The organism is Streptomyces sp. GL_140 (assembly GCF_057834465.1).
The window spans coordinates 4,163,580-4,182,998 of record NZ_CM174404.1 but is presented as its reverse complement, the minus strand read 5'-3'; the positions used below and the strand labels follow the sequence as shown (position 1 = coordinate 4,182,998).

17 protein-coding genes and 2 tRNA genes are annotated in these 19,419 nt (G+C 70.4%); 13 read left to right on the top strand and 6 right to left on the bottom strand.

Translation table 11 applies throughout. The annotated features are described in order from the left end of the window. Positions 1 to 333 precede the first annotated feature (333 nt). Positions 334 to 1,467 carry a helix-turn-helix domain-containing protein gene (locus tag AC3IYJ_RS19505; protein ID WP_489402557.1) on the top strand — a complete coding sequence of 378 codons (1,134 nt, stop codon included), beginning with the start codon at positions 334 to 336 and terminating at the stop codon, positions 1,465 to 1,467. On the opposite strand, the gene AC3IYJ_RS19500 is transcribed toward AC3IYJ_RS19505, so the two are convergent. Continuing rightward, positions 1,451 to 2,227, bottom strand: a complete 777-nt coding sequence (locus AC3IYJ_RS19500; protein ID WP_489402556.1) for an NUDIX domain-containing protein — start codon at positions 2,225 to 2,227, stop codon at positions 1,451 to 1,453. The genes AC3IYJ_RS19505 and AC3IYJ_RS19500 overlap by 17 nt on opposite strands. Positions 2,228 to 2,709: 482 nt before the next feature. Next, complete coding sequence (locus AC3IYJ_RS19495) at positions 2,710 to 3,180, bottom strand: hypothetical protein (protein WP_489402555.1); 471 nt, start codon at positions 3,178 to 3,180, stop codon at positions 2,710 to 2,712. A 288-nt stretch (positions 3,181 to 3,468) separates the two neighbouring features. Here AC3IYJ_RS19495 and AC3IYJ_RS19490 point away from each other — a divergent pair, with 288 nt between their 5' ends. The 9 genes from AC3IYJ_RS19490 to AC3IYJ_RS19450 all read left to right on the top strand — a co-directional run bounded on the left by AC3IYJ_RS19490 (position 3,469) and on the right by AC3IYJ_RS19450 (position 12,524). Then, the gene (locus tag AC3IYJ_RS19490) at positions 3,469 to 3,885 is read left to right on the top strand and encodes a DUF6344 domain-containing protein (RefSeq protein WP_489402554.1); all 417 of its coding nucleotides are present in this window, start codon (positions 3,469 to 3,471) and stop codon (positions 3,883 to 3,885) included. A gap of 767 nt (positions 3,886 to 4,652) precedes the next feature. Beyond that, positions 4,653 to 4,964 carry a hypothetical protein gene (locus tag AC3IYJ_RS19485; protein WP_112446768.1) on the top strand — a complete coding sequence of 104 codons (312 nt, stop codon included), beginning with the start codon at positions 4,653 to 4,655 and terminating at the stop codon, positions 4,962 to 4,964. 182 nt (positions 4,965 to 5,146) lie between these two features. After that, positions 5,147 to 6,298, top strand: coding sequence for an acyl-CoA dehydrogenase family protein (locus tag AC3IYJ_RS19480; RefSeq protein WP_489402553.1), 1,152 nt, complete (start codon positions 5,147 to 5,149; stop codon positions 6,296 to 6,298). Further along, positions 6,295 to 7,305 (top strand): bifunctional MaoC family dehydratase N-terminal/OB-fold nucleic acid binding domain-containing protein, encoded by a 1,011-nt coding sequence (locus AC3IYJ_RS19475; protein ID WP_489402552.1) that lies wholly within the window; start codon positions 6,295 to 6,297, stop codon positions 7,303 to 7,305. The genes AC3IYJ_RS19480 and AC3IYJ_RS19475 overlap by 4 nt, the downstream gene beginning before the upstream one ends. Beyond that, positions 7,305 to 8,405 (top strand): acyl-CoA dehydrogenase family protein, encoded by a 1,101-nt coding sequence (locus AC3IYJ_RS19470; RefSeq protein ID WP_489402551.1) that lies wholly within the window; start codon positions 7,305 to 7,307, stop codon positions 8,403 to 8,405. The genes AC3IYJ_RS19475 and AC3IYJ_RS19470 overlap by 1 nt, the downstream gene beginning before the upstream one ends. Continuing rightward, positions 8,402 to 8,836, top strand: a complete 435-nt coding sequence (locus tag AC3IYJ_RS19465; protein WP_489402550.1) for a MaoC family dehydratase — start codon at positions 8,402 to 8,404, stop codon at positions 8,834 to 8,836. Before AC3IYJ_RS19470 ends, AC3IYJ_RS19465 begins: the two co-directional genes overlap by 4 nt. Beyond that, a complete protein-coding gene (locus AC3IYJ_RS19460) occupies positions 8,833 to 9,999 on the top strand; it encodes a lipid-transfer protein (protein ID WP_489402549.1) in 1,167 nt (388 codons plus the stop codon). Before AC3IYJ_RS19465 ends, AC3IYJ_RS19460 begins: the two co-directional genes overlap by 4 nt. A gap of 179 nt (positions 10,000 to 10,178) precedes the next feature. Continuing rightward, entirely contained in the window at positions 10,179 to 10,712 is a 534-nt protein-coding gene (locus AC3IYJ_RS19455) for a SigE family RNA polymerase sigma factor (RefSeq protein ID WP_489402548.1), read from the top strand. A gap of 162 nt (positions 10,713 to 10,874) precedes the next feature. Then, positions 10,875 to 12,524, top strand: coding sequence for a long-chain fatty acid--CoA ligase (locus tag AC3IYJ_RS19450; protein WP_489402547.1), 1,650 nt, complete (start codon positions 10,875 to 10,877; stop codon positions 12,522 to 12,524). 24 nt (positions 12,525 to 12,548) lie between these two features. Here the strand turns inward: AC3IYJ_RS19450 and AC3IYJ_RS19445 are convergent, their stop codons facing one another. The 3 genes from AC3IYJ_RS19445 to AC3IYJ_RS19435 all read right to left on the bottom strand — a co-directional run bounded on the left by AC3IYJ_RS19445 (position 12,549) and on the right by AC3IYJ_RS19435 (position 17,141). Beyond that, on the bottom strand, positions 12,549 to 13,127 hold the full coding sequence (locus AC3IYJ_RS19445) for an antibiotic biosynthesis monooxygenase (protein WP_489402546.1): 579 nt from the start codon (positions 13,125 to 13,127) through the stop codon (positions 12,549 to 12,551). Between the two features lie 13 nt (positions 13,128 to 13,140). Further along, positions 13,141 to 16,593, bottom strand: coding sequence for a response regulator (locus AC3IYJ_RS19440; RefSeq protein ID WP_489402545.1), 3,453 nt, complete (start codon positions 16,591 to 16,593; stop codon positions 13,141 to 13,143). A 119-nt stretch (positions 16,594 to 16,712) separates the two neighbouring features. Next, entirely contained in the window at positions 16,713 to 17,141 is a 429-nt protein-coding gene (locus tag AC3IYJ_RS19435) for an SSI family serine proteinase inhibitor (protein ID WP_489402544.1), read from the bottom strand. A 199-nt stretch (positions 17,142 to 17,340) separates the two neighbouring features. Here AC3IYJ_RS19435 and AC3IYJ_RS19430 point away from each other — a divergent pair. From AC3IYJ_RS19430 to AC3IYJ_RS19420, 3 genes are all read left to right on the top strand, one after another. Further along, a tRNA-Ser gene (locus tag AC3IYJ_RS19430) sits at positions 17,341 to 17,431 on the top strand. Between the two features lie 265 nt (positions 17,432 to 17,696). Continuing rightward, positions 17,697 to 17,769: transfer RNA gene (locus tag AC3IYJ_RS19425), tRNA-Arg, on the top strand. Between the two features lie 177 nt (positions 17,770 to 17,946). After that, positions 17,947 to 18,312: a PH domain-containing protein gene (locus AC3IYJ_RS19420; protein WP_489402543.1), complete on the top strand. Its 366-nt coding sequence runs from the start codon at positions 17,947 to 17,949 to the stop codon at positions 18,310 to 18,312. A gap of 58 nt (positions 18,313 to 18,370) precedes the next feature. Here AC3IYJ_RS19420 and AC3IYJ_RS19415 read toward each other — a convergent pair whose 3' ends face one another. Further along, entirely contained in the window at positions 18,371 to 19,330 is a 960-nt protein-coding gene (locus tag AC3IYJ_RS19415; protein ID WP_489402542.1) for an SMP-30/gluconolactonase/LRE family protein, read from the bottom strand. Positions 19,331 to 19,419: the final 89 nt, after the last annotated feature.

Here is a 19,419-nt window from a genome sequence, read left to right as displayed (position 1 = left end):
AACAACGGCGGCTCTCCGACGGGCGCGGTAACCCCGAAGGGCTCCCGTAGGAACGGGACACGCCGGACGCCAACAGGTACTGCGTGCACATCGGAGTTGAGCCCTTGCGGGCCATCTGGTGCGCACCAGAAGCATGGCATCTGGTGCGCACCAGATGCAAGCCCTTGGTTCGTTCGGGGCTTGCCGGTGTTCTTCCGGTGTGACTTCAGGAAACGGCCCAGACAGGGGGTCTCGGTAGCCAACAGGGGTTAACCTCAAGGGTGTTAACCCGCTCCCACCTGCGGCGATTCGGTTAAGCCCTTGCAGGTGGCACGGCCATCGGAGGCGATGCACGTGGGCAAGGGATTACGAGCTGTTCGTACTGCGCGGGGATGGTCGCAAGAGCGGCTGATCTTCGAGATGGAGCGCTACGCGCGGCAGCACATGCTGAACGTCGCATCGAGCGCGAGCCTGAAGACCTACGTGTCGGAGTGGGAGAACGGCCGGCGGGCCATCACTGAGCGGTACGCCGTGATCCTCCGGCCGCTGCTCGGGGTGACGGACGTCGAGCTGATGGGCGGAGAGCCTGCGCGTTCAGTCCCCCAGCAAGCAGACGGCTACGAAGACCTGTTGAGCCGGATCGACTCGGCGCGAAGCGTGAGCGATTCCATGGTGAGCACCTTCATGGACCAGACCGAGTTACTTCGAACCATGGACCGGCAGATGGGTGCGTCGGGCCTGGTGGACCAGATGAACGGCCATCTGACGACGATGGAAGACGCGCTCACCTTTGCGGTTCTGCCAGGAACTCGTCGTCCCATCGCAACGGCGCTGGCCGGAGCAGCGACTCTGGCGGCGTGGCAAGCACTGGACGCGGGGTCTGTGGAGCGCGCCTGGAGGCACTACGAGCTGGCGAAACGAGCTGCGCAGGACGCTGACGCACCGCAGTACTTGGCTCACGCCATGGGGGAGCAGGCATACGTTCTGGGCGATGCCGGGCGCCCGGAGATGGCGGTTGAGCTCATCCGGGACGCGCAGCGCACCCACGCGGAGCGGCAGTCACCACGCCTTCGGGCTTGGCTGAGCGCGGCGGAAGCTGAGCTGTGCGCCGCCGCCGGCATGCACGACGATTCCAGGCACGCGCTCGACCGGGCGGCGGCGACACTGCCAGAAGGCGCCCATGCCCGCGACTCGGACATGTTGAGCATCTTCCTGAACGGGGACCACCTGGCGCGCTGGCGGGGCAATGTGCTGGCACTCCTGGGCGACAGCTCGGCCATGGACGACCTCTACGCGTCGCTCCAGACGACAGACCCCACGTTCGTCCGCGCCAAGGCAGGCCTCCACAGCGACTTGACTCAGGCACACCTAGCCCGCGGCGAGTTCGACGAGGCCCGCTCGAACCTTCAGCAGGCGCGCCTGCTGGCGAACCGCACGGGGTCCGTGCGGCATCGCCGGCGTGTGGAGCTGCTTACGGGGCGGCTGTAGCCCGCGACGCGAGGACGTGAAGGAGAGCGACCAGGGTTCCTGACCCCATGAGCTTCCCTTCGGCCATGAGGCCGGGGATATCCGCCAGGGGTACCCAGGCGATCTGTCCGGCCTCCTCGATGTCCGTGGGTTCGCCCACCTTCACCGCACCGCGCGCCACGAAGATCTCGTGGGGCGAGTCGACCATGCCGATCATGGGCTGGTACGTCACGACGTGCTCGACGTTCGTTGGACGCCAGCCGGTTTCTTCCTCGGTCTCGCGCGCCGCCGTGGTCGCCGCGTCCTCGCCTTCGTCCACGATCCCGCCGGGGAGCTCCCATCCCCACTGCTGCGGGACGAAGCGATAACGCCACAGCATCAGGACACGCTGCTGCTCGTCGATCACAGCCGTGATCGCCACATGGTGGAGGCGCACCACGTGGTGCTCGAACCGTTCGACCCCGGGCGGCTCGACGTCGACGAGGTCGAGGTTCACCCACCGGTTCTCGTAGACCGTCCTGCTGCCGTGGATCGTCCAGGGCTCCTGCTCCGCCGGCGTGACGACGGTCTCGACCCCTACGACCCGGTAGGAGCTGCGGTCGTACGCCTTGATGAGCTGCTCGTTCGCCAGGCGCGCGAGTACCTGCCGGAGGGCGGTACGGCCGATCTCCAGCTCGGCACTCATGGTCCGCTCAGAGGGAAGCTTCTCGCCGGGCCCGTACTTGCCCGACTCGATCCACGACCGGATCGCCTGGTAGACCCTCGTCGACTTCGGTCCCATCCTCAGAGCACTCTCCCCGTTCGTTGGCTGGCACCAGCCAGCGTAGTCGGGGGCCGGTTCGGGGGCCTCGGCCATACCTGTCTCTCTTCCCGTCGAATGTTGGGGCGACGAGCCCAGGGCGTCCGGAGGCTGCCCGGTACGGCCCTGGTTGACGCTCGGCATCGGGTTGCGCTTGGGGGCCGGGGGGCGTACTCAGTGCGGCGCGCAGCGCACCCTATGGGCCATGTGTGGGCCAGGGGGAGCGACGAGGACGCCTGATCAGGTCTCGTGTGCAGGTCAGAGCCCTAACGAGTCCTGTAAGCGGAGCGTTCTTGAAAACCGTCGTGGCGCGAGTCACCGTGGGTTCAAATCCCACACCCACCGCAGGTGAACGGCCCCTGACCAGCGATTCCGGTCAGGGGCCGTTCGCGTCTTCCGAGCGATCCGCTCCCTGGTTCCCCGTGAGATCCCCCGTGATCGGGCACGTGAAGGGCACGCCCAGGTCAGCTCCGGGACACCAGCTCGATCGTCACCGGTGCCGCTGAGTCGAGGTCGATCGTGTCTCCGGCGTCCTCGGAAAGAGCCTCGTCGGGGTAGTCGGCAGGCACTACGACCAGCATCGTGTGAGGGCGGGGAAGCCAGCCCACATCCTGTGGAGGGTCGTAGCGGCCGACATCGATGAGCCGCACCAGGGTCTCCGGGATGCCGACGAGACAGGTGTCACCAGCGTGCAGTTCCCATGGCGCAGGGTCGGTTCTGAACAGGCTCATGGTCCATTCCGGCGAGTCGGCCGACATCGCGAATGCCCTCTGGCCGTTCCACCTGAACTGGGACTGCGGATCGATCTCGGCCCACGGCCACTCGACCGAGGCGTGGAAGGGGGATACGTCGGTCACTCGCCCCTGGGCCGGCGGACAGCTCACTCGCAGAACGTCGCCGACCCGGAAATCCTGATCCGGTGCGTTCTCGCTCATGCTGCCCCTTGTCGTCGTTCGTTCCGAGAGCCGCACGGTACCGACTGCCTCGGACACGGCCCCACCCCCCTTCTGCATGCGATCGCCTTGGCCGTGTCGGCGGGGCGTCGGGGCGCCGGATCCGGCTGTAGCCCAGTGATTTCCGGGGTGGAAATCGTGCCATTGGTCTCTTTGGGTGGTGTTTGTCGGAAGATCGGCGCGCGTCGTGGAGGCGGTGCGGTTGCGCTCGCATCATGACGAATGTATTCAGATCCGCCCGTCGGAACATCGCGAAATGAGGGAACCGTCATGGCTCACCGCAGCACCATCACGTCGATCTGGACCACCGTCCTCGCAGCTCTCGTGGCACTCTTCGCCTCCCTCGGTTTCGGTGGCAAGGCCGCCCCGGCCGCCGCCTCCTCGATCTCCTCCCCCGTCGCCCCCGCGACCGCCACTGCGAGCCGGCCGGCCTTCATGGCCCGGCGGACCTGGCGGGCCATGATGCGGGGCGGATCGCTCCCGCCCACCATCAAGCAGCGCATCCGCGCCGAGGCCCACGGCAAGACCCCGTCCGTCCGCCGCTCCAGCACCGCCGCAGCCCTCGCCAACGGCTACGACTCCGCTTCCCGCTCCGGCTTCGAGTCCGACGACAGTCAGCGCACGGCCGCGGTCACCGCAACGAGCCGGGTCGCCGCCGCCCGACGTGAGATGGCGCTCGCCGCGTAAACGCGGGCGCAGCAGTAGCGCGCGGGCAGCGAGGCACAGCGCGCAGGACCAATACGCAGGACGCAACACGTAGGACCGAACGCGCAGGACCCAACACGTAGGACCGCTGCGCGGGAACAGCGCGCGGGACCAACGAGCAGGGCCAACGAGCAGGACCAACGCGCAGGGACGCGGCTCGCCGCACCCAGGACGCGACGCACAGCAACGCACAGCGACGCACAGCAACGCACAGCGACGCGCAGGACGCCGGACTCAAGACACGGCACACAGCACACGGCACAGAGCACGCACACGCACGACAGCAGGCGCTGGAACCCGGTCGGTCGGTGGAAGCAGGCCGCGACCGCGGATCGCGCCGCGCGGGTGCCCCGGAGCGGGGCACGGTGGATCACCCCGGCAGGCGCCGGGGGCGTGCAGGGGGCGCGAAGCTTGGCATTGCAGGGCCGCAGGCCCGGGAGACGGTGGGGTTCCCGGACGACGCGGCCCTTTTCGGCATGTCCGGGGCCAGTGGGTTGGCGGAACGCTTCGCCTCTTGCGCGGCGGGGGTTTTGCCGGTTCTCAGGGCGCTGACCTGCGAGGCCGGGGGCGCGAATGGGGTTTATCCGATGTTGGTCATGCTTGCGGGGGAATCGCAGGCTCCGGGGTGGTTCGCCGGGGATTCGGTGGGCAACTCTGGTGTCGCGACGCCGCACAGCACGGAACGAACCGAGACAGTCGGCCAACTGCCTTGGAGCAACCCCCACTTCGGTTTTATGGAGGATTCAGACATGGCAAGCATCCGTACCGCCCGCGTCATCGCCGCCGTCGCCGCTCTCCCCCTCGCCGTCGCCCTGTTCGGCGGGGTGGCGTCGGCCGACAACGGCTCCTTCGCGAACGACGGATCGAATGCGAGCGTCGCCAGCATCATCGGCAGCGGCGTCGGTGGCAGCAATCACGGCAACTCCTCCACATCGCAGCAGGTGGCCACCGGCTCCGGCGCTTCCAATCAGAACAACACCGCGCAGGTCAACGGCTCGGCCTTCACCGCGATCGAGCAGCACAACTCCAATGTTGCGGTGAACTTCTACCCCTGGTGGTAGATGCGGCCTGAGCCGCGCTGACTGTTGAGGGCGCCTGTGCGACCGGACCGGCTGGGGTCCGGTAGCGCAGGCGCCCTCGGGCGTTTCCCGCCCCGCGTCACCGGTCCCCGGCCTTGACATCCACCCAGAATCTGACGGACAGTCAGGTCCACTTGATGATGTGATGCCGGGAGGCCAGCGCCGTGCACCTCGCCCCGACCGAAGGCCAGTTGCGGCTCCGTGCCGAGCTGCGGGAGTACTTCGGAAACCTGATGCCGGACGGCGTGCCCGAAGGCCCCGCCGAGCAACGCGCACTACTGCGCCGCATAGGCGCCGACGGGCTCCTCGGCCTCGGATGGCCCGTCGAGTACGGAGGCCAGGGCCGTGGGCCCGACGAGCAGTTCGTGTTCTTCGACGAGGCCTACCGGGCCGGTGCCCCCGTCTCGATGGTCACCCTCAACACCGTCGGCCCGACCTTGATGAAGTACGGGACGCAGGAGCAGAAGGACTACTTCCTGCCCCGGATCCTCAAGGGCGAACTCGTCTTCGCCATCGGCTACTCGGAGCCCGAGGCGGGCACCGACCTGGCCTCCCTGCGCACCAAGGCCGTGCGGGACGGCGAGGACTGGGTGGTCGACGGGCAGAAGATCTTCACCTCGAACGCCCAGAACGCCGACTGGATCTGGCTCGCCTGCCGCACCGACCCGGAGGCTCCCAAGCACAAGGGGATCTCCATCATCCTGGTGCCGACCGAGGCCCCCGGTTTCGCCTGGACCCCGATCGAGACGGTCGGCGGCCTGACCACGACCGCCACGTACTACGACTTCATCCGCGTGCCCGCCGGCAACCTCGTCGGCCCCGAGCACGGTGGCTGGGGCCTGATCACCAACCAGCTGAACCACGAGCGCGTGGCACTCGCGGCCATCGGCATGCAGGCCGAGGACTTCTACGAGGGCGCGCTCGACCATGCCCGTACCCCGGACCCGGTCACCGGCGAGCGTCCCGCCGACCGGCCCTGGGTGCAGACCCGGCTCGCCGAGGCCCATGCGCGCCTCGCCGCCGTACGCCTCCTCAACTGGCGCCTCGTCCAGGACGTCGGCGCCGGCTCACTGGCCCCCGGCGACGCGAGCGGCGTGAAGTTCCTCGGCACCGAATCCACCATCGAGGTGTACCGGATCTGCCAGGAAGTGGTGGGGGAGGAGGCCCTGATCAGGGGGGCCGATGCCTTCGCGGGCGGCGAGCTGGAGCGGATGAACCGGGCCGCCCAGATCAACACCTTCGGCGGCGGCGTCAGCGAGGTCCAGCGGGAGATCGTCGCGATGATGCGGCTCGGCATGAAGGGGAGGAAGAGATGACCGCCGGCACCACCGGTACCACCGGCACGGCAAGCACTGCCGCCACCGCCGCGCCCGACGAGGAGGAGGCAGCCCGGTTCCAGGCGCTGCTGAAGGCCTTCGAGGGGCAGCCCGCCGCCACCGCGGGACAGGGCAGGGACGCGGTCAACGAGTCGATGATCCGCCACTGGTGCGAGGCGATGGGCGACACCAGCCCCGCCTACACCGGACCCGACGCCATCGCTCCGCCCACGATGCTCCAGGCCTGGACGATGGGCGGACTCTCCGGCCACGCCGGCCGTTCCTCCGCCTACGACGGACTCCTCGCGCTGCTCGACGGCGCGGGCTGCACCTCCGTGGTCGCCACCGACTGCGAGCAGGAGTACCTGCGGCCGCTGCGTCCCGGCGACACGATCACCTTCGACGCCGTCATCGAGTCGGTGTCGCCGCGCAAGACCACCAAGCTGGGCACCGGGCACTTCGTGACCACCCGCATGGACGTCCGCGCGAACGGCGAGGTGGCCGGTACGCACCGGTTCCGGATCCTCAAGTACGTACCTGCCGCGAAGAAGCCGGTCCGGCCGGGCGCACAGGAGGGCGCCCAGCCGGCCCGGCAGCCGAAGAAGACAGCCCAGCGCCCCCGCCCCGTGATCAACCGCGACAACCAGGGCTTCTGGGAAGGGGTCCGCGAGCACAAACTGCTGATCCAGCGCTGCACCGCCTGCGCCACGCTCCGCTTCCCCTGGCTCCCCGGCTGCAACGACTGCGCGAGCCTGGACTGGGACACGGTCGAGGCCTCCGGGGCCGGCACGGTGTTCAGCTACGTGGTCATGCACCACCCGCCGTTCCCGGCCTTCGACCCGCCCTACGCGGTGGCCCTCGTCGAGCTGGCCGAGGGCGTCCGCATGGTCAGCAACATCACCGGGGTCCCGTCCGACAAGGTCCGCATCGGACTGCCCGTACAACTGGAGTTCCTGCGCGTGGACGAGGAACTGGAACTGCCCGTCTTCCGGGGGAGCGAGGACTGATGGACTTCCACCCCACCGAGGAACAGGCAGCGGCCGCCGGGCTCGCCACCCAGATCTTCCGCGACCTCGCCACCCACGACCGCCTCGCCGACACCGGCACCGGCAGTGACTCCGAGCTGTGGAAGGCCCTCACCAGCGCCGGGCTGACCGGCGCCGTCGAGGAAGTCGGCCTGCTCGGCCTGGTGCTCCTGCTGGAGGAACAGGGCCGCACCACCGCGCAGACCCCGTACGCCGCCACGTGCGTCTACGGGATCCTCGCCCTGACCCGGCACGGCAGCTCCGAGCAGCGCGCCCGGCTGCTGCCGGCCCTGGGCTCCGGCGAGGCAGTGGCCACCGGGGCCTTCCCGAACCGCGGCCGCATCACCGCCACGCGGGACGGCCGGCTCACCGGCACCGCCTCCGCCGTGCCCTGGCTGCGCGATGCCACCCACGTGCTGGTCCCGGACGCGTCCGGGACCCTGTGGCTCGTAAGGACCGACGCGCCGGGCGTGCACACCTCGGCAGTGGAGACCACCGCGCCCTGGTCGGCCGGAAGCCTGACCCTGGACGACGCCGAAGCGGAACGCATCGGGGCGCCGGGCACGGCGGATGCGGCGGAGGCCTGTGCCGACGTGCTGGCCGTCGCACGCATCGCCTTCGCCGGTCTCCAAGCGGGCGTCTGCGCGGGCTCGCTCGCCCGCGCGGTGGAATACACCTCCACCCGCGAACAGTTCGGCCGGCCGCTCTCCACGAACCAGGGGGTCATGCTGCGCGCGGCCGACGCCTACATGGACACCGAGGCGATACGGGTCACCGCGTACGAGGCGGCCTGGCGCGTCGACGAGGGGCTCGAGGCGGACCACCACGCGCTCACCGCGGCCTGGTGGGCCTCGGAGGCGGGCAAACGGGTCGTCCACGCGGGCCAGCACTTGCACGGCGGGATGGGCGCGGACCTCGACCACCCGGTCCACCGGCACTTCCTGTGGGGGCGCCAGCTCGACGCCTACCTGGGCTGCGGCAGCGAATTGCTGGCCGAGCTGGGCGCGCTCCTGTCGGGCGAGCCCGCCCGCGCGGGCGGCTCCGGCAACTCCGACCACGCACCCGAGGGGGACGGCGCATGAACATCGGCGACACACTGCCGCCGCTGGAGATACCGGTCACCCGCACGCTGATCGTCGCGGGCGCGATCGCCTCCCGCGACTACCAGGACGTGCACCACGACTCGGAGCTCGCGCGGGAGAAGGGCTCCCCGGACATCTTCATGAACATCCTGACCACAAACGGCCTGGTCGGCCGGTACATCACCGACCATCTGGGCCCGGCGGCCGTCCTGCGCAAGGTGGCCATCCGCCTCGGCGCCCCGAACTACCCCGGCGACACGATGACCCTGACCGGCACCGTCACCGCCCTCGACGGGGACACCGCCGAGATCAGGGTCATCGGGGCCAACGGCATCGGTCACCACGTCACGGGCACCGTCACCGTCACGCTGGACGCCGCGGTGGATGCCGCACCCGAGGCCGCGCCGGAGACCCAGGGGGGCACCGCATGAGCGTCCGCACCCGCGACGAGCTCGGCGGCCGCGCCGCCATCGCCGGCATCGGCGCGACCGAGTTCTCCAAGGACTCCGGCCGCAGCGAGCTCAAGCTGGCCGTCGAAGCCGTTCAGGCAGCCCTCGACGACGCCGGGCTGACCCCCGCCGACGTCGACGGCATGGTCACCTTCACCATGGACACCAGCCCCGAGATCACCGTCGCCCAGGCGGCAGGCATCGGAGACCTCTCCTTCTTCTCCCGCATCCACTACGGCGGCGGAGCCGCCTGCGCCACCGTGCAGCAGGCCGCCCTCGCCGTCGCCACCGGGGTCGCGGAGGTCGTGGTCTGCTACCGCGCCTTCAACGAACGCTCCGGACGCCGCTTCGGCTCGGGCGTCCAGCAGCGCGAGCCCTCGGCGGAGGGAGCGGCGCTCGGCTGGTCACTGCCCTGGGGGCTGCTCACCCCGGCCTCCTGGGTGGCCATGACCGCCCAGCGCTACCTGCACACGTACAACCTGACCCCGGAGGCCTTCGGCCATGTCGCGGTCACCGACCGCCGACACGCCGCGAACAACCCGGCCGCCTACTTCCACGGCAAGCCCATCACCCTCGCCGACCACGCCGCCTCCCGCTGGATCGTCGAACCACTGCGGCTGCTGGACTGCTGCCAGGAGACGGACGGCGGCCAGGCCATCGTCGTCACCACCGCCGAGCGGGCCCGGGACCTGAGGCAGAAACCGGCCGTGGTCACCGCCGCGGCACAGGGCGCCGGCCGCCGCCAGGAGGGCATGACCTCCTTCTACCGCGACGACCTCACCGGACTGCCCGAGATGGACGTGGTCGCCCGTCAGCTGTGGCGGACCAGCGGACTGCGGCCCTCGGACATCGACGTGGGCATCCTCTACGACCACTTCACCCCCTTCGTCCTGATGCAGCTGGAGGAGTTCGGCTTCTGCAAGCCGGGGGAGGCGGCCGATTTCGTGGCAGCGGACGCGCTGCCGATCAACACCCACGGCGGCCAGCTGGGTGAGGCCTACCTGCACGGCATGAACGGCATCGCCGAGGCGGTACGCCAGCTGCGCGGCACCTCCGTCAACCAGGTCGCGGAGGCGCAATACGCCCTGGTCACGGCCGGTACCGGGGTCCCGACATCCGGTCTGATCCTCGGCGCGGACGGCTGATCGACCCGTCCGGAAGCGGAAGCCGGAGGGCTGACCGACCCTCCGGAGGACGAAAGGGGAAGCCACACCTCCTCCACCTTCAGGAGGTGTGGCGACCCCCGCCCCTACAACCTGAGGCGGACCCGTCTTCGGCACTTGCGGCCGATTCCGCGAAGAGCTCCCGCTCCTAGCGTGGAGGCATGACCACGCCTGTGTGCACGCTCGCCTCGAATCCGACGCCGTACCCGTCGTTCTCGGCGTACGTCCGGACCCGCGGCACGGTCCTGATGCGGACCGCGCGCTCGCTCACCGCGAATCCCTGCGACGCCGAGGACCTGCTCCAGACCGCGCTCGCCAAGACGTACGTGGCCTGGGACCGCATCGAGGACCACCGGGCCCTGGACGGCTACGTCCGCCGGGCCCTGGTCAACACCCGCACCAGTCAGTGGCGCAAGCGCAAGGTGGACGAGTTCGTCTGCGACGAGCTTCCCGAACCCCAGGAGCCGCCGGCCGCCGACCCCGCCGAGGCACAGGCGCTGCGCGACGCGATGTGGCGCGCGGTGACCCGGCTGCCCGACCGGCAGCGGGCGATGGTCGTCCTGCGGTACTACGAGGACATGAGCGAGGCCCAGACCGCCGAGCTGCTCGGGGTCTCCGTCGGCACGGTCAAGAGCGCCGTCTCCCGGGCGCTGGGCAAGCTCCGCGAGGACCCGGAACTGACCCCGGTCCGCTGACCGTCCGATGTTTCACGTGAAACAGTCACCCGTCCGCGCGCTGTTTCACGTGAAACATCGGGCGTGTTCTACCGCTGGGTAGTGACATGCCGACCGGTACGTGCGCAGAATCGGCAGCATCCGTAGCCGCCGCAGCGCCGCAGCGCTCACCGGGAGGACGCTTTGCTGAGCACGATGCAGGACGTACCACTCCTCGTCACCCGCATACTCCAGCACGGGATGACGATCCACGGGAAGTCCCAGGTCACGACCTGGACCGGGGAGGCCGAGCCGCATCGCCGCAGCTTCGCCGAGATCGGAATCCGCGCGACCCGCCTGGCCAATGCCCTGCGCGATGAGCTCGGAGTCCAGCAGGACGACCGCGTCGCGACCCTCATGTGGAACAACGCCGAGCACGTGGAGGCGTACTTCGCGATCCCCTCGATGGGGGCCGTGCTGCACACGCTGAACCTGCGGCTCCCTCCCGAGCAGCTGGTCTTCATCGTCAACCACGCCGTCGACCGGGTCGTCCTGGTCAACGGCACCCTGCTGCCGCTGCTCGCGCCGCTCCTGCCGCACCTGCCGACCGTCGAGCACGTCGTCGTCACGGGTATCGGCGACCGCTCCGTGCTGGAGGGCCTCGACGTGCGCGTGCACGAGTACGAGGAGCTCCTGGTGGGCCGCCCGGACACCTACGCCTGGCCCGAGCTGGACGAGCGCCAGGCCGCGGCCATGTGCTACACCTCCGGCACCACCGGAGACCCCAAGGGCGTCATCTACTCGCACCGGTCGATCTACCTGCACTCGATGCAGGTCAACATGACCGAGTCGATGGGCCTGACCGACCGCGACACCACGCTCATCGTGGTTCCGCAGTTCCACGTCAACGCCTGGGGTCTGCCGCACGCCACCTTCATGACCGGCATCAACATGCTGATGCCGGACCGCTTCCTGCAGCCGGCCCCGCTCGCCGACATGATCGAGCGCGAGAAGCCCACGCACGCCGCGGCCGTCCCCACCCTCTGGCAGGGGCTGCTCGCCGAGGTCACCGCCAACCCGCGCGACCTGACCTCGATGAAGCAGGTCACCATCGGCGGCGCGGCCTGTCCGCCCTCCCTGATGGAGGCCTACGACAAGCTGGGCGTCCGGGTCTGCCACGCCTGGGGCATGACCGAGACCTCCCCGCTGGGCACCATGGCCCACCCGCCTGCCGGTCTGACCGCCGAGCAGGAGTGGCCGTACCGCATCACGCAGGGCCGCTTCCCGACGGGTGTCGAGGCCCGCCTGGTGGGCCCCGGCGGCGATCTCCTGCCCTGGGACGGCGAGTCGGCGGGCGAGCTGGAGGTCCGCGGCGCCTGGATCGCGGGCGCCTACTACGGCGGCGCGTCCGGCGAACCGCTCCGGCCGGAGGACAAGTTCAGCGCGGACGGTTGGCTCAAGACCGGTGACGTCGGAGTGATCAGCTCCGACGGCTACCTCACCCTCACCGACCGGGCCAAGGACGTCATCAAGTCCGGCGGCGAGTGGATTTCCAGCGTGGAGCTGGAGAACGCGCTGATGGCCCACCCCGAGGTCGCCGAGGCGGCGGTCGTCGCCGTCCCCGACGACAAGTGGGACGAGCGCCCGCTGGCCACCGTGGTCCTGAAGGAGGGGGCCACCGTGGACTACGCGGGGCTGCGTGCCTTCCTCGGCCAGTCGATCGCCAAGTGGCAACTGCCCGAGCGCTGGGCGTTCATCGATGCGGTGCCGAAGACGAGCGTCGGCAAGTTCGACAAGAAGGTGATCCGGAAGCAGTACGCGGACGGCGAGCTCGACGTCACCAAGCTCGACTGAACCGAGCTCGCCCGAGCGAGGGGGCTACTGACCCCGCGTGAGCCATGGCCGCAGCAGCTTGCTGACGGCGGGCATGGCCACGTAGGTCATCAGGGTGCTGAAGACGACGGCGAAGGCGGCCGTCCGCAGCACGAAGTTCAGATTCACCAGGTAGGGCCCGAGCAGCGCGTTGCCCGCGAGCGAGATCGGGAAGATGGCCAGCCCCGAGCTGACCACCATCTTCCAGCGCGGCGGCGCGGGCCGGGCCGTACCCGGCTTCGCGAACCAGGTCTCCATGCCGTGCAGTTCGCGCCGGGCTATCTCGCTGTGGTGGTGTCCCAGGCAGTTCGAGAACCACGCGGCCCGTTCTGCGGAGTCCTGCCACCGCTGGAAGGCCGCCTGGTTGCGGAACCGGTGCACCAGGAACCAGGGCCCGCCCTCCATGGCCGGGCGGAACAGCCCGTACCCGAGGTGGTCGGGGAAGGACGCGGCCGTCTCCAGGATCCCGTGGGCCCAGGCCTCGAAGTTCTCCTCGTGGCCCGGGTCGACCTGCCGGGCTATGAGCAGGCTGACCTCCCCGTTGTCGGCGGGGACGGTCTGCTCGCTCGTGTCGATGATGGCCATGCGGCCAGGATGACTAGTTGGTGCCGATCTTGGCCAGCAGGTCCACGATGCGGCCCTGGACATCGGCCGTGGTGGACCGCTCGGCGAGGAAGAGCACGCTCTCCCCGGAGGCCAGCCGAGGCAGTTCGGACGGATCGATCCCGGTTGCCGTGTAGACGACCAGCGGGGTGCGGTTCAGCAGCCCGTTGGCGCGCAGCCAGTCCACGATCCCGGCCCGGCGGCGGCGCACCTGCATCAGGTCCATCACCACCAGGTTGGGCCGCATCCGCGTGGCCAGCTCCACGGCGTCCGTATCGGCGTCGGCCCGCGCGACCTGCATGCCGCGCCGTTCCAGGGCGGCGGTCAGCGCGGTGGCGATCTCGTCGTGCTCCTCGATCAGCAGCACCCGGGAGGGGTGTTGCTCGCTGTCGCGGGGCGCGAGCGCCTTGAGCAGCACGGCCGGATCGGCGCCGTACGCGGCTTCGCGCGTGGCGTGCCCCAGCCCGGCCGTGACCAGTACGGGAACCTCGGCGGCCACCGCGGCCTGGCGCAGGGACTGGAGGGCGGTCCGGGTGATCGGCCCGGTCAGCGGGTCCACGAACAGCGCAGCGGGGAACGCGGCGATCTGTGCGTCCACCTCCTCGCGGGAGTGCACGATCACCGGACGGTAGCCGCGGTCGCTGAGCGCCTGCTGCGTCTGTACGTCGGGGGCGGGCCAGACGAGGAGCCGGCGCGGGTTGTCCAGAGGCTCGGGAGGCAGTTCGTCGTCCACGGGACGCGGCACGGGCCGGTTGACCACCTCGACGGCGCCACCGGGGCCGTCCAGCGGCTCGGGGCCCTCGTCGGAACCGGCCTCGGGGGCTCCTATGGCGAAGGCACGGCCCTGGGGCACGGGCTCCGCGAGCCGACGCCGACGGCCGGAGCCGTTGGTGTCGGTCGACAGGCCCTGGCCGAGTGTGCCCAGCGCACGGACGTTGACCGGCATTCCGGCGGCCTCCGCCGGGGTGTCCTGCGGCTGGCGGGCTCCGGGCACGGCGATCTGCCCGGCCTCGGCCTCGTCCTCGGGGGCGGTACGGGCCGCCGGCACCGGCCAGGCCGGGGTGGCAGGCAGCGCGCGGCGCCGCCCGGTCGGATGCGTCTCGGGGTCTACGGGGCCCTGCGCGCCCGCGTCCGGCTGCCCGGCGGGTGCTACGGGCTCGGCGAGGGGCGCACCCAGTACCCGGCGTCCACGACGCCCGCCCACAGCTTCGGCCTCGGCCTCGGCGGGAGCGGGGCGGGAGCCGGCCATGGCGGGGGCCTGCGGAGGCTGCGGGGGCGCGGACGGGCCGGCGGGCAGCGCGAAACCGCCCTCGGGTGCGATGGGCCGAGCGGCAGCCGCAGGGCCCGGGGAGCCCGGCGCGGCCGAGGCTGCGGGCGTCGGGCGGAGCCCGGTCGCCGGCACCGGACCGCCGGGCTGCTGTGCTCCCGCCGGGCCCAGGGCGCGCCGCCGCCCGGCGGGGTGCTCGGTCAGTGGGACGGGGGCCAGCGGACCCGGGGGCACCGGCATGGGACCGACCGGCATCGGCGGGAGCGCGGGCACGGAGGTGCCCTGCGGGAGTACGGGCCGCCCGGGGCCGCTCTCGCCGTTGCTTCCGTCGCCGTTCTGACCGCGGCGCCGACCGGTTCCGGTGTCGTTTCCGGTGCCGCTCGTGCCACCGCCCAGACCCGCCGGGTTCACCGGGGACTGCGCGAGCTCGGCGGGACCGCCGTCGCCCGGTCGGGCCTCGCCGCCCCGGCGTCGCCCGGACGGCAGCGCGAGTGCGCCCCCGCCGCCGGCTCCGGCCGCCTGGTCATCGGCCTTCGGCCGGTCTCCGGCGGCGTCCGGACGCGTACCCGGGCCCGTGGCCGTACCTGGGGCGGCGTCGGAGTCGGAATCGTCGAGGAAGGAATCCACGCCGCGCCGAGCCCGGCGGCCACCGGAGACCTTGGCGGGGCCGCCCTCGGCCCCCGGCTCCTCGGTGGCGGGCTCCTCGGGCTCGGGCAGGGTGACCATCCCGGCTCCCGCACCCAGCGGCAGCTCCAGCACGTACGCCCCGCCGGGCGCGCCCGGCACCTCCACCGTCTGCAGCACACCGCCGTGCGCGGCCACGATGCCCCGTACGACCGGCTCGTGCACCGGGTTGCCGCCCTCGTACGGGCCGCGCACCTCGATCCGTACGACCTCGCCGCGCTGCGCGGCGGCCACGACGATCGTGGAGTCCATGTATCCACTGCCCTGGCGGGTCTTGCCGGTGGCGTCCACCCCGGCGACGTCCGCGATCAGGTGCGCGAGGGCGGTCGCGATCCGCTCCCCGTCCACCTCGGCCTCGATGGTCGGGGCGTGCACGGCGAACTGGGCCCGCCCGGGGCCGATCAGCTCGGTGGCGCCTTCGACGCCGGCCGCGACGACCCCGTCGATCAGCACCTTCTTCTTGGCGAGCTTGTCGCTGCCCGCGTCGAGGCGCTGGAAGCCGAGCACGTTGTCGACCAGCGTGGTCATCCGGGAGTAGCCGGCGGCCAGGTGGTGCAGCAGCTGGTTGGCCTCGGGCCACAGCTGTCCCGCGTCGTCGGCGGCCAGCGTGGCCAGCTCCCCGCGCAGTTCCTCCAGGGGGCCGCGCAGGGAGTCGCCGAGGACGGCCAGCAACTGGGCGTGGCGCGCGGCCAGCGCGTCGTAGGAGCGCCGGTCGGTGAAGGTCATGACGGCGCCGACGAGCTGCTCACCGTCCCGTACGGGCGAGGTGGTCAGGTCCACGGCGACCGGCTGGCCGGTCTTGTTCCACAGCACCTGGCCGCGTACCCGGTGCTTGCGCCCGCTGCGCAGCGTGTCGGCGAGCGGGGATTCCTCGAAGGGGAACGGCGAGCCGTCGGCGCGCGAGTGCTGGACCAGGCCGTGCAGCTCGCGGTTGCCGAGGTCGGTGGCGCGGTAGCCGAGGATCTGGGCGGCGGCCGGATTGACCAGGACGACCCGTCCGTCGGTGTCCGTGCCGACGACGCCCTCGGCGGCCGCCCGCAGGATCATCTCGGTCTGGCGCTGGGACCGGGCCAGCTCCGCCTCGGTGTCCACGGTCTGCGAGAGGTCCCGTACGACGAGCATCAGCAGCTCGTCGCCGGTGTACGAGGGCTGCGGCTCGCGGTAGGCGTCGCGGCCGTCCAGATGGGCGGCGGTGACCTCCACGGGGAACTCGCTGCCGTCGGTGCGGCGCGCGACCATCCGCTTCGGGCGGGCCCGGCCGCCCTCGTCCTCGCCGGGTCGGCGCATGGAGCCGGGGATCAGCTTGGAGTCGAACTCGGGCAGGAGGTCGAGCACGCCGCGGCCGACGAGCCCGGTGCCGGGGCTCTCCATGACCTCGAGTGCGATCGAATTCGCGTTGACGACCGTGCCGTTGGCGTTGACGAGCAACAGCGCGTCGGGAAGAGCGTCGAGTATTGCTGCGAGGCGAGCAGCGCCTCGGGATGGCCTGCTGCTCACGACGAGCTTCCTCCCTGACCACAACTACCGGCATGTCACGGGAGGAGTCTAAGGGCACGGGCCCCCGGTGAGAGGGCCGATGTGCCGTGGATCCCGCGTGACCGCCACATCCTCCCAGGTCAGGAACGCCCACGCGGAAGCACAGGTTCCAACTCGTTCCAACGGCTGATCTCACATCCGTTCGTCCGGCGGAACTCGGAGTCCACTTTGCGGCCGTGCCAGGTTCCGGTGATCCGGGCGGTGGCGGGGCCGCCGTTCTGCATGGTGCAGAGCTGCCGTTTGGTCTCGGGCGCGAAGGGGTCCTTCCCCTCGCGGGCGAGGTCTTCGAGGCGGGCGCAGGCGTCTTCGGCCCGGGGGTGGTTCCCGGAGACCGGGTTGCACTCCAGCCGGTACTGGCCGTCCGCCCGGGGGTTGCCGGTGTCGGCGACGGCGATGGTGAGCCGGTCGGGGGTCGCCAGCAGCCGCCCGAGGGGTGGCAGCGGGGGCAGTAGACCCACCGCCGCGGCGGCCAGCGCGGAGGTGACGGCGAAAGCGGCGAGACGCAGCATGGGGCACTCCAGGTCGTCCGTACGTCGTACGGCTGACCAACGACGGTCGGGCCCCGACGTTCTGCCCAGAGAAGGTGTGCGAACAAGGGCTTAAGGCTTTGCCCTCCGGGCCACCCTCCTTGTACCGTGGGAGCGGATTGGTGACGGGCCCCTGGCCTGTGTCATCATCTGCACGCACCTTCGTACGCGAGGGTGTGCTGGAGGCGTCGCCTAGTCCGGTCTATGGCGCCGCACTGCTAATGCGGTTTGGGGTTTACGCTCCATCGAGGGTTCAAATCCCTCCGCCTCCGCACTTCACGAAGCCCCGGTCCTTGCGGACCGGGGCTTCGGTGCTTTCGGGGGCCGGGCGCGGCCTTCGGGGCCGGTGGCTGGATCAGGGGCCGACGCGGGGCGTGCCGACCTGGCCGGGGCGCGTCGCGCATCCAAGCGGATGATCTTCTTCCAGGCCGTTTCCGCAGGTCAGAGCGGATGGGGCTAATGGATTTCGCGTCCCGGCGAGGTCCATGTATTGTTGTTCTCGCAAGGCCAACGGGGCGCAAAACCCCGGACAGTCAAGCACTCGTAGCTTAACGGATAGAGCATCTGACTACGGATCAGAAGGTTGCAGGTTCGAATCCTGCCGAGTGCACAGCCCAAGAGGCCCCCCGGTTCACCGGGGGGCCTCTTGCGTTTCCCTCCTCCTTGCGGATGAGGGCTGGCCCGGGAGAGCTACGGGGTGAGATGGCTCTGCCGGGGGACGCGGGGTCGTGACGGGCCCGGATACGGTTCTTGGAGATCGATTCACCGGGCAAGCGGGGGGACTCCCATGGGACTGTTTGGAAACGCGCACTCTGTGGACCCGGCGTCGGCGCACCGCGAGTACGCGCGGCTGCTGGGGCAGGGGGAGCAGGTGCACGCGGCGTATCTGCTGATCCGCGACACGATCCTGTTCACCGACCGGCGGCTCGTGCTCATCGACAAGCAGGGGCTCACGGGGAAGAAGGTGGAGTACCACTCCATCCCGTACCGGAGCATCACGCACTTCTCGGTGGAGACCGCCGGTCATTTCGACCTGGACGCCGAGCTGAAGATATGGCTCTCCGGCAGCTCGGCGCCCGTATCCAAGACCTTCACCAAGGGCGTCGACATCTACGAGGTCCAGGCGATCCTGACGCAGTTCGTCGCTCGGTAGGCCTGGCCGGCGGGCCATGTGAGGTGGGGGAGCGCCGTCGTGGGGTTGGTCGGCAGGCTCAGCGGGACTCGAGGGCGGGCCAGGGCCTGTGGCCCGGTCCTGTCGGGTGGGTGCCGGTGACGCCCATGACCAGCGAGTAGAGGCTGGTCTCCGCCGTGATGAAGAGGTGGTTGCGCTTGGCGCCGCCCCAGGTGATGTTGGCGACTGTCTCGGGGATGTCGAGCCGTCCGATCAGGGTGCCGTCGGGGTCGTAGCAGTGCACTCCGTCGTCCATCGCGGCCGCCCAGAGCCGGCCGCCGTCGTCGAAGCGGAGGTTGTCGAAGCGCGCGGCCTTGCGGTCCCCCGTTCGGGCGAAGATCTCGCCGTCCGAGAGCGTGCCGTCATCGCGTACGTCGAAGACACGGATGACACCCTCGCGGGTGTCGGAGACGAAGAGCTGTGTCTCGTCGTTCGAGAAGACGAGGCCGTTCGGGGCGCCGAAGCAGTCGGCGACCAGGCGTACTTCGCCGGTGGCGGGATCGAGGCGATAGACGTTGTTGGAGCCGATCTCGCTCTGTGCGCGATGGCCCTCGTAGTCGCTGGTGATGCCGAAGTCCGGGTCGGAGAACCAGATGGAGCCGTCGGATCTGACGGTCGCGTCGTTCGGGCTGTTGAGCCGCTTGCCCTGCCAGCGGTCGGCCAGCACGGTGACCGTGCCGTCGTGCTCGGTCCGTGTGACCCGGCGGTTGCCCTGCTCGCAGGTGATCAGCCGGGCCTCGCGGTCGAGGGTGTTGCCGTTGGTGTGTCCTGCGGAGTGGCGGAAGACGCTGACGGCACCGGTCTCCTCGTCCCAGCGCAGCATCCGGTCATTGGGGATGTCGCTCCAGATCAACTGTCGCCAGGCGGGGAGGTAGACCGGCCCCTCGGCCCAGCGGCAGCCGGTGTACAGAACCTCCAGGCTGGCATCACCGTTCATGCACCGACCGGTACGGAAGCGGTCGTCGAGCATCTCGTACAGCGCGGGGCGCTTGCTGGCCATACCGACTCTCCCCCTTGATGCCGAATCTGCTTCGGCTTGGAGTGAAGATTGGAAGATCAGATACTGTTGAGGCAAGGGTAATTCGAATG

Bases quoted from the DNA above. Each gene is read 5' to 3' on its own strand.
- AC3IYJ_RS19500 (WP_489402556.1), bottom strand. From the start codon at position 2,227: ATGGGACCGAAGTCGACGAGGGTCTACCAGGCGATCCGGTCGTGGATC.
- AC3IYJ_RS19495 (WP_489402555.1), bottom strand. From the start codon at position 3,180: ATGAGCGAGAACGCACCGGATCAGGATTTCCGGGTCGGCGACGTTCTG.
- AC3IYJ_RS19490 (WP_489402554.1), top strand. From the start codon at position 3,469: ATGGCTCACCGCAGCACCATCACGTCGATCTGGACCACCGTCCTCGCA.
- AC3IYJ_RS19485 (WP_112446768.1), top strand. From the start codon at position 4,653: ATGGCAAGCATCCGTACCGCCCGCGTCATCGCCGCCGTCGCCGCTCTC.
- AC3IYJ_RS19475 (WP_489402552.1), top strand. From the start codon at position 6,295: ATGACCGCCGGCACCACCGGTACCACCGGCACGGCAAGCACTGCCGCC.
- AC3IYJ_RS19470 (WP_489402551.1), top strand. From the start codon at position 7,305: ATGGACTTCCACCCCACCGAGGAACAGGCAGCGGCCGCCGGGCTCGCC.
- AC3IYJ_RS19465 (WP_489402550.1), top strand. From the start codon at position 8,402: ATGAACATCGGCGACACACTGCCGCCGCTGGAGATACCGGTCACCCGC.
- AC3IYJ_RS19460 (WP_489402549.1), top strand. From the start codon at position 8,833: ATGAGCGTCCGCACCCGCGACGAGCTCGGCGGCCGCGCCGCCATCGCC.
- AC3IYJ_RS19455 (WP_489402548.1), top strand. From the start codon at position 10,179: ATGACCACGCCTGTGTGCACGCTCGCCTCGAATCCGACGCCGTACCCG.
- AC3IYJ_RS19445 (WP_489402546.1), bottom strand. From the start codon at position 13,127: ATGGCCATCATCGACACGAGCGAGCAGACCGTCCCCGCCGACAACGGG.
- AC3IYJ_RS19435 (WP_489402544.1), bottom strand. From the start codon at position 17,141: ATGCTGCGTCTCGCCGCTTTCGCCGTCACCTCCGCGCTGGCCGCCGCG.
- AC3IYJ_RS19420 (WP_489402543.1), top strand. From the start codon at position 17,947: ATGGGACTGTTTGGAAACGCGCACTCTGTGGACCCGGCGTCGGCGCAC.
- AC3IYJ_RS19415 (WP_489402542.1), bottom strand. From the start codon at position 19,330: ATGGCCAGCAAGCGCCCCGCGCTGTACGAGATGCTCGACGACCGCTTC.